4 protein-coding genes are annotated in these 7,743 nt (G+C 69.8%); 1 reads left to right on the top strand and 3 read right to left on the bottom strand.

What is annotated here, in order from left to right:
• Window positions 1–115 precede the first annotated feature (115 nt).
• Window positions 116–949, bottom strand: a complete 834-nt coding sequence (locus tag AX737_RS20840) for an outer membrane beta-barrel protein (protein ID WP_238232128.1) — start codon at window positions 947–949, stop codon at window positions 116–118.
• A 932-nt stretch (window positions 950–1,881) separates the two neighbouring features.
• Between AX737_RS20840 and AX737_RS20835 the strand changes: the two genes are divergently transcribed.
• On the top strand, window positions 1,882–3,441 hold the full coding sequence (locus AX737_RS20835; RefSeq protein WP_066924571.1) for an HNH endonuclease signature motif containing protein: 1,560 nt from the start codon (window positions 1,882–1,884) through the stop codon (window positions 3,439–3,441).
• A 556-nt stretch (window positions 3,442–3,997) separates the two neighbouring features.
• Here AX737_RS20835 and AX737_RS20830 read toward each other — a convergent pair.
• A complete protein-coding gene (locus AX737_RS20830; protein WP_066924570.1) occupies window positions 3,998–4,468 on the bottom strand; it encodes a DUF411 domain-containing protein in 471 nt (156 codons plus the stop codon).
• Between the two features lie 50 nt (window positions 4,469–4,518).
• The gene (locus AX737_RS20825; protein ID WP_066924569.1) at window positions 4,519–7,683 is read right to left on the bottom strand and encodes a CusA/CzcA family heavy metal efflux RND transporter; all 3,165 of its coding nucleotides are present in this window, start codon (window positions 7,681–7,683) and stop codon (window positions 4,519–4,521) included.
• Window positions 7,684–7,743: the final 60 nt, after the last annotated feature.

Here is a 7,743-nt window from a genome sequence, read left to right as displayed (position 1 = left end):
CCACAAGCCAATCGCCTCGGCCGTGCACCCGCCCCATCCTGCCCGCGCGGGGGCGGCCGTCGCGGCTCGGGGAGCCCGCCGCCGGCGCGAGTCCCGCGCGGACGGCCACGCGAGCTCAGTACCGGCGCACCAGCGGCGCCTGCTCGGTCGGGGCGACCGCGGCCCAGGGTGCCCAGCGCAAGCCGAGCTTCACGTCATGCGAATCGACGTTCTTGAAGGTCAGCGCCTCGCAGGACCCACACTGGCCGGCATAGTTGTAGACCGTGCCGGTCTTTCCGTCGCCGAGATTGAGGTAGCGGTATGCGAGCTCGACCGTGAAGCTCGGGCTCACCTCGTAGCCGACACCCGCGTGCAACGCCCAAGCAAGGTTCGTCTTCGAGCCTGCTTTCGCGTAGGCGAGGCCCTGAGTGACGACGTTCGTGTCCTTGAAATTGTCGAGCGTGATCCGCACCGCGCCGACGCCGGCGCCCAGGAACGGCGTGAGGCCGTACCAATTCCCGAGATCGACGTAACCGTTGAGGAGCACGGCCAATTCACGCTTCGACGCGGTGTACTCGTCGGTGCCGTACCCGAGCGGCAGGCTCGCGTCGCGATAGCGTTCAAGCCCGGTGAACGCGGCGGCGCTGCGATACTCGCCCGTGACGTCGGTCCGGAACCACCGGCCGAAGCGGTAGCCGACGCCGGCGCCCGCGAGCGGGGCGCCCGCGAAGCCGAGATTGACCTTCTCGATGGTGCCGAGCGCGTCCAGGCTGTTGGAGAGCCGTTCCACGGATTGGTTGCTGAAACCGACGTCGCCGCGGAGGTAAAAGCCGGAAACCTCGGCCTCCGGGGGGAGGGTTCCGCGCAGCTCCGGCAACGGCGCGGTCGGCGGCAGGTCGGCCGCGTGCGACGGGGCCACGAACGTCGCGCAGACCAGGCCGCAGCCGAGCAGCCCGAGCGTTCCCGCCATGCGATCCATTCCACCCATCGTCCGGTCCCTCGCCCGCAGCCCTCTTCACCGGACCCTCCCACGGCGTGGTTGATGCTCCCTTAACGTACCCCGAGGGGGTAACTGCCGACAGGCTGCTGGCATCAACGGCGGGAGCTCAGGTCTTCATGGGTAAGGCGTGCGCGCAAGGCTTGAAGACGCGGTCACGCGCGTCCGGATCGGCTCGAAACTCGACCCGATCCGGAAACTTCGCGGTCCGGCCATGCCAATTACCCCCTGGGGGTTTGCAACCGTTCTCGGCCGCCCGTGCGTTACCCCTCCCGGACGGGGGATCTCAACTGCGCGAAAAGAGCGGGAGGGGATGCGCGATGCTCAAACGAGTTCTCTACGTCTCCGCAATCGCCCTGGTCTTGGCCCCGACCGGGGCAGGTGCGGTGGGCTTCCGCATGACACCGCCGCCCTCCGGCGCGGCGTTCGACGACGAGTCGAGCCCCGGCCTCGCACCGGCCGGAAGGACACTCCGGGTACACGACCGCCCGGTCTTTCTCGGCTGCGTTTACTCCTATCACGAGTGCGAGCATCTCGCTCACGAGCGCGGCTTCTACAACCACTTCACGCGTCATGATCACGGCACGTGTCACCATGGCCCATCGTATGCCTGCTTCGGCCGGTAGAAGCCGAGGCAGCGCTCGTTTTCATCGCGGGACGGGTGCGTACGCAGACGGCTTCATCGGCGGCACCTCTGTCCGGGCGTCCAATGCCGTTCGGCCTGAACTTACATCGGGCAGGCCGGTCCGGGCGCGTCGTTGCCGGGTGGCGCCGGCAAGTCTAGAAGGGCCCGCCCGGCCCGAGCCGGTGGGCCGAGGTGCGACCGCCGCGTCGTATCCCTCGGCTGGCGGCCGTCCCCGGCCGGTACGCCAAAGACGGTGACAACGGACGCTTGAGCCCCCTGGATGGCGAGCAACACCAAGCCCGAAGGCAAAGGGAAGCTGTCCGAGGTCGAAGCGGCGATCCGCCTTCGGATGTCGCCGGAACTCCTCGAATACTTCACGCGATACGGGGCCAAGGCCGGCATCCGGCGCAAGCTCGCGTGCGAGACCGCGGACGGGCTGCGCTGGTACGAGGAAGCCGAACTCGCCGCCTTCGACAAGTTCCTGCGGGAACCTTGGCCGGTTACGGAGGGCAAGACGCGTCCGCACATGCCCGACAAGGTTCGCCTGGAGATCAAGCTTGAGGCGAACTGCGGCTGCGCGATCTGCAACCACGGCGCGAACTGCGAGGCCGCGCACATCGAGCCCGTCGCGCAAACCCTGAGCCATCATCCCGCCGGTCTCGTCTGGCTCTGCCCGAACCACCACACGGACTTCGACAAGGGCGTGTACATGCCCCGCGACGTCGACCTCGCGACCGTGCGGGCCGTGAAGCAGATGCTCGTCAACCGGCGCGTGCGCGGGTGGACCATCGAACGGAACGCCAGCCTCGCCGTCCTGCAACTCGTCCGGCAGATCGAGGAGATCGGCGGCCTGCTTGCCAACGCGCAGTTCGCCGCGGCCCACGGCGCCGCGGTCGCCCTCGCTGAACAGGACATCGTCGCGCTGGAAGAGACCGCGAGCAGGGCCGCGACCGCGAAGCCAACGGCCGGTCCCGTCGGCCGGTCCTACGGCAAGTTCGCGGCCAAGGTCGCCAGCTCGGCGAAGGGAGCCCGGGCGCTGCCCGAGGCTCGGATACGGACGTTCGCCGCGGCCGTCGTCGAGGCGCGGGACGAGTTCCTGAGGGACGCCTCGATGACCGCCTGCCCGCTCTGCGGGGGTGCGGGCTCGTGGGACGGCTCCGATTGCCCGGCCTGCGGAGGCGAGGGCTACATCGGCACGGCGGAGGCCCGCCGAATCGACGTATCGGCTTACCAAGCGGTGGATTGTCCGGTCTGCGACGGGCTGGGCCAGCGCAACGGGAGCCCATGCGCGGCCTGCGGCGGCGAGCGTCGCATGCAGCGTCGCCACGCGGAAGCGGTCGACGCCAGGGACTACCAGGAAGTGCCCTGTCCCGTCTGCGCGGGCGTCGGGCGCCGGCGTGGCGAGGAGTGCCCGGCCTGCGGCGGCGAGAGGTCGATGGAGCGGCACGTCGCCGACAGGATCGACCCAACCGCATACGACGAGGTCGACTGCCCTCTCTGCCACGGAAGCGGGCGACGGGACGGCCTCGATTGCCCCGTGTGCCAGGGCGACGGGCGGGTCGAGGCACGGCACGCCGAGCGCGTCGACCTATCGGACTACGCCGAGGTGCCGTGCCGCCTCTGCGGCGGCAGCGGACAGGTCAACGGCTACGACTGCCCACCCTGTGGCGGCGACGGGCGCATGGAGCGGCAACTGGCGGATCGGTACGACTGGTCGCAATATGACTTGGTGGAGTGCCCGAGCTGCAAGGGGACGGGGCAGCGGCACGATTTCGATTGCCGGTCTTGTGGTGGCGAGGGTCAGGTGTACCGGCGGCAGCTCGCTTGGATCGAGGATTAGCGAAGCGACCCTGCCGTTTTCCCCGAGGTCCCAACGCGAGGGCGACCGGCGCTTCGACCGCCCAGTCCCAAGGCCACCGTCACGGCGCGTCGCCCCATTCGGGCGCCCCGGTTCGAACCGGATGTCGGCCGGACCCGCGCCGGCGGTGACGTTGCAGGCCCCTGCATTCAGCCGGAGCGGTGGGTAGGCCCCGGGGCGGAAGGCCGGCACCGCCGCCAGTGCCGCCGCGGCGCCCCAGGCTAACCTGCGTCGAGGTCCCGGGGTCGGTATCGTCACCCCACCCAATCCTCACCCCGACGAGACCGTCGATGTCGCCGGCCTTCGAGGCCCTCGACAGGAACCGCCTCGGCTCCTCCGCCCGTAGCGGACGTCGCCGAAGTGGCACGAGCCGGCCCATCTCTTGCTCTTGTTGACGATGGCGACGGCGATGCACGGGCCGACGCCGCAAGCCACGCCGTCGTCCTCGTCGTCCTCGAAGGTCAAAGCCGCGGCGTTCCGGTCGACCTCGGTCAAGAAGCCCCCCTGCTTGCCCCGGCGGGCGTGCCGCCATGCCCGGCTAGACGGCCTGCCCGCCGCGAAACCGCGCGAAGGTGGTGCGCCCGCCGGGGCCGAACAGCACCACCTCGTAGGTGGCCGGCTCCACCCCTTCGACCTCCATGCCGGGCGAGCCGACCGGCATGCCGGGCACGGCGAGGCCGGTGGCGGACGGCTTCTCCGCGAGCAGCCGCTTGATGGCCGACGCGGGCACGTGCCCCTCGATGACGTAGCCGCCGACCTGGGCCGTGTGGCACGAGGCCAGCTCCCGCGGCACCCCGAGCCTCGCCTTGACCGGGTTCACGGGGGCGTTCACGACCTGGACGCGAAAACCCTCGTCGCGCAGGTGCTTGACCCAGGCCTCGCAGCAACCGCAGCTCGGGTCCTTCGTGGCGACGACCTCCGGCAGATCCTCCGCCCATGCCGCCTGTACGCCGACCGCCGCCAGGCCGAGGACCACGATGCGCCGGGACGGTCGGAATAGTTCGCTCATAGTCGACTCCTGTCTTCTCACGGCCGCCGGGACGGCCTGTCCAGCCCCGCTCACTCGGCGGCCCGGGGAAGCCCCGATTGCACGGCGGCCGACCCTTCCTGCCGAAGCGTCAGCCTCCGTCCCTTCACGAGCCCGTAGATGGCCGGGATCACGACGAGGGTCAGCACGGTCGAGGAGACCATGCCGCCGATCATGGGCACCGCGATCCGCTGCATGATCTCCGACCCCGCGCCGGAGCTCCAGAGGATGGGCAGCAGGCCCGCCATGATGGCGACGACCGTCATCATCTTCGGGCGCACCCGCTCGACCGCCCCCACCATGATGGCTTGGTACAGGTCCGCACGCGTGGTCTCCCGCCCAGCGGCCAGGGCGGCGGCCCGCCGCTCGTCCCAGGCATGGTCGAGGTAGACCAGCATGATCACGCCGGTCTCCGCGGCAACGCCGGCGAGCGCGATGAATCCCACCGCCACCGCGACCGACATGTTGAAGCCCATCCACCACATCAGCCACACCCCGCCGACCAGGGCGAAGGGCAGGGACAGCATGACGATGAGCGTCTCGGTCAGGCGCCGGAAGTTGAGGTAGAGGAGCAGGAAGATGACGAGCAGGGTCACGGGCACCACGATCTTCAGCCTGGCCTCCGCCCGCTCCAGGTACTCGAACTGCCCGCTCCACTGGATGCTCATGCCCTGCGGGAGCTGGACCTCCGTGTTGACCGCGTTCCGGGCCTCGGCGACGTAGCCGCCGAGATCGCGCCCGCTCAGGTCGACGAAGATGTAGACCGCGAGCTGTCCGTTCTCGGTGCGGATCGAGGTCGGCCCCCGGGTCAGCTGGACCTTGGCCACCTCGCCCAGCGGAATCGTGCCGCCGGCCGGCAACGGCACCTGCACTTCGGTGGCGATGGATTGCGGATTTGAACGGAAGGCGCGCGGGTAGCGCACGTTGACGGTGTAGCGCTCGCGGCCCTCGACCGTGTTCGTGACGCTCTCGCCGCCGAGCGCCGTCGCGATGATGTCCTGCACGTCCCCGACCATGAGGCCGTAGCGCCCGAGCGCCTCCCGGTCCGGCGTGATGTCGAGGAAGTAGCCGCCGATGACCCGCTCCGCGTAGGCGCTCGACGTGCCCGGCACGTTGCGCACGACCGCCTCGACCTGCCGGGCGACCTTCTCCATCTCGGTCAGGTCGGTGCCGTAGATCTTGATGCCGACCGGCGTGCGGATGCCGGTCGAGAGCATGTCGATGCGGGCCCGGATCGGCTGCGTCCAGGCATTCGACACACCGGGAAACTGCAGGGCCTTGTCCATCTCGGCCTTGAGGCTCGCCAGCGTCACGCCGGGACGCCACTCCGCCTTCGGCTTCAGGGTGATGATGGTCTCGAACATCTCGGTGGGGGCGGGGTCCGTCGCCGTCGAGGCGCGCCCCGCCTTGCCGTAGACGGAGGCCACCTCGGGGAAGGACTTGATTATGCGGTCCTGGGTCGCCAGCAGCTCCCCGGCCTGGGTCACCGAGATGCCCGGCAGGGTCGTGGGCATGTACATCAGGGTGCCCTCGTTCAGGTCCGGCATGAACTCGGAGCCGAGCTGGCGGGCCGGCCAGATGGTCAGGCCGAGCGCCGCCACCGCCAGCAGGATGGTCAGCACCTTGGCCCGGAGCACGACCCTGATGACCGGGCGGTAGACCCAGATCAGGAGGCGGTTCAGCGGGTTGCGGTGCTCGGGGATGATGCGCCCGCGCACGAACAGCACCATGAGGGCCGGCACCAGCGTGACCGACAGGAGCGCGGCCGCCGCCATGGCGAAGGTCTTGGTGAAGGCGAGCGGCCCGAACAGGCGTCCCTCCTGGCTCTCCAGGGTGAAGATCGGCAGGAAGCTTACCGTGATCACCAGGAGGGAGAAGAACAGCGAGGGGCCGACCTCGGCCGCGGCCTCCACCAGGATCTCGACCCGGGGCTTGCCCGGGGGCGCCCGCTCCAGGTGCTTGTGGGCGTTCTCGATCATGACGATGGCGGCGTCGATCATGGCCCCGACCGCGATGGCGATGCCGCCCAGCGACATGATGTTGGCGCCGATCCCAAGGAGATGCATCGCGCCGAGCGCCATCAGGATGCCGACCGGCAGCATCAGGATGGCCACCAGCGCGCTGCGCAGGTGCAGCAGGAACACGATGCAGACGAGCGCCACGATGACGCTCTCCTCGACCAGCGTGTGCTTCAGGGTGTCGATGGCCGCCTCGATCAGCTGCGAGCGGTCGTAGACCGGCAGGATCTCGGTGCCCTTCGGCAGGCTCGCGGCGACCTCGGCCAGGCGCTGCTTGGCGCCCTCGATGACGTTGAGGGCATTGGCGCCGAAGCGCTGCAGGATGATGCCGCCCGCGACCTCGCCCTCGCCGTTCAGCTCGGTGATGCCGCGCCGCTCGTCCGGCCCGAGCTCGACCCGGGCGATGTCCCGCACCCGCAGCGGGGTGCCGGCCTCGGTCTTCAGCACGATGTTCTCGATGTCGGCGACGCTCTTCAGGTAGCCGCGCCCGCGCACCATGAACTCGAATTCGGAGAGCTCGACCGTGCGGCCGCCGACATCCGCGTTGCTCGACCGGATCGCCTCCCGAAGCCTACTGAGCGGGATGCCCTGGGCGCGCAGGCGGTTCGGGTCGACGACGACGTTGTACTGCTTCACGAAGCCGCCGACGCCCGCGACCTCGGCCACGCCCTCGGCGCGCGAGGCCCCGAAGCGCACCACCCAGTCCTGAAGCGAGCGCAGCTCGGCGAGCGTCTGCTGCTTGGCCACGATGGCGTACTGGTAGACCCAGCCCACGCCCGTCGCGTCGGGCCCGAGCGTCGGCGTCACGCCGGTCGGCAGGCGCTTGCCGGCCGCGCTCAGGTATTCGAGCACGCGCGAGCGGGCCCAGTACGGGTCGGTGCCGTCCTCGAAGATGACGTAGACGAACGAGACCCCGAAGAAGGAGAAGCCGCGCACCACCTTCGACCTCGGCACCGTCAGCATGGCGGTGGTCAGCGGGTAGGTGACCTGGTCCTCGACGACCTGGGGCGCCTGCCCCGGGTACTCGGTGTAGACGATGGTCTGCACGTCCGAGAGGTCCGGGATGGCGTCGAGCGGCAGGGTGCGCACGCTGTAGAGACCGGCCGCCACCACGAAGACGGTCCCGATCAGCACCAGGACGAGGTTGCGGGCCGACCAGCCGATGAGGCGCGCGATCATTCTGGCTTCTCCTCGGCCTGCGCCCGGGGCTCGGCGGGGGGCTTGGGCGCGGCCATGCTC

Source organism: Methylobacterium sp. CCH5-D2 (assembly GCF_001556475.1).
In the GTDB taxonomy this organism is placed as follows: domain Bacteria; phylum Pseudomonadota; class Alphaproteobacteria; order Rhizobiales; family Beijerinckiaceae; genus Methylobacterium; species Methylobacterium hispanicum.
Note: the sequence above shows the minus strand (reverse complement) of the source record. Positions and strands in the feature narration are given on the sequence as shown.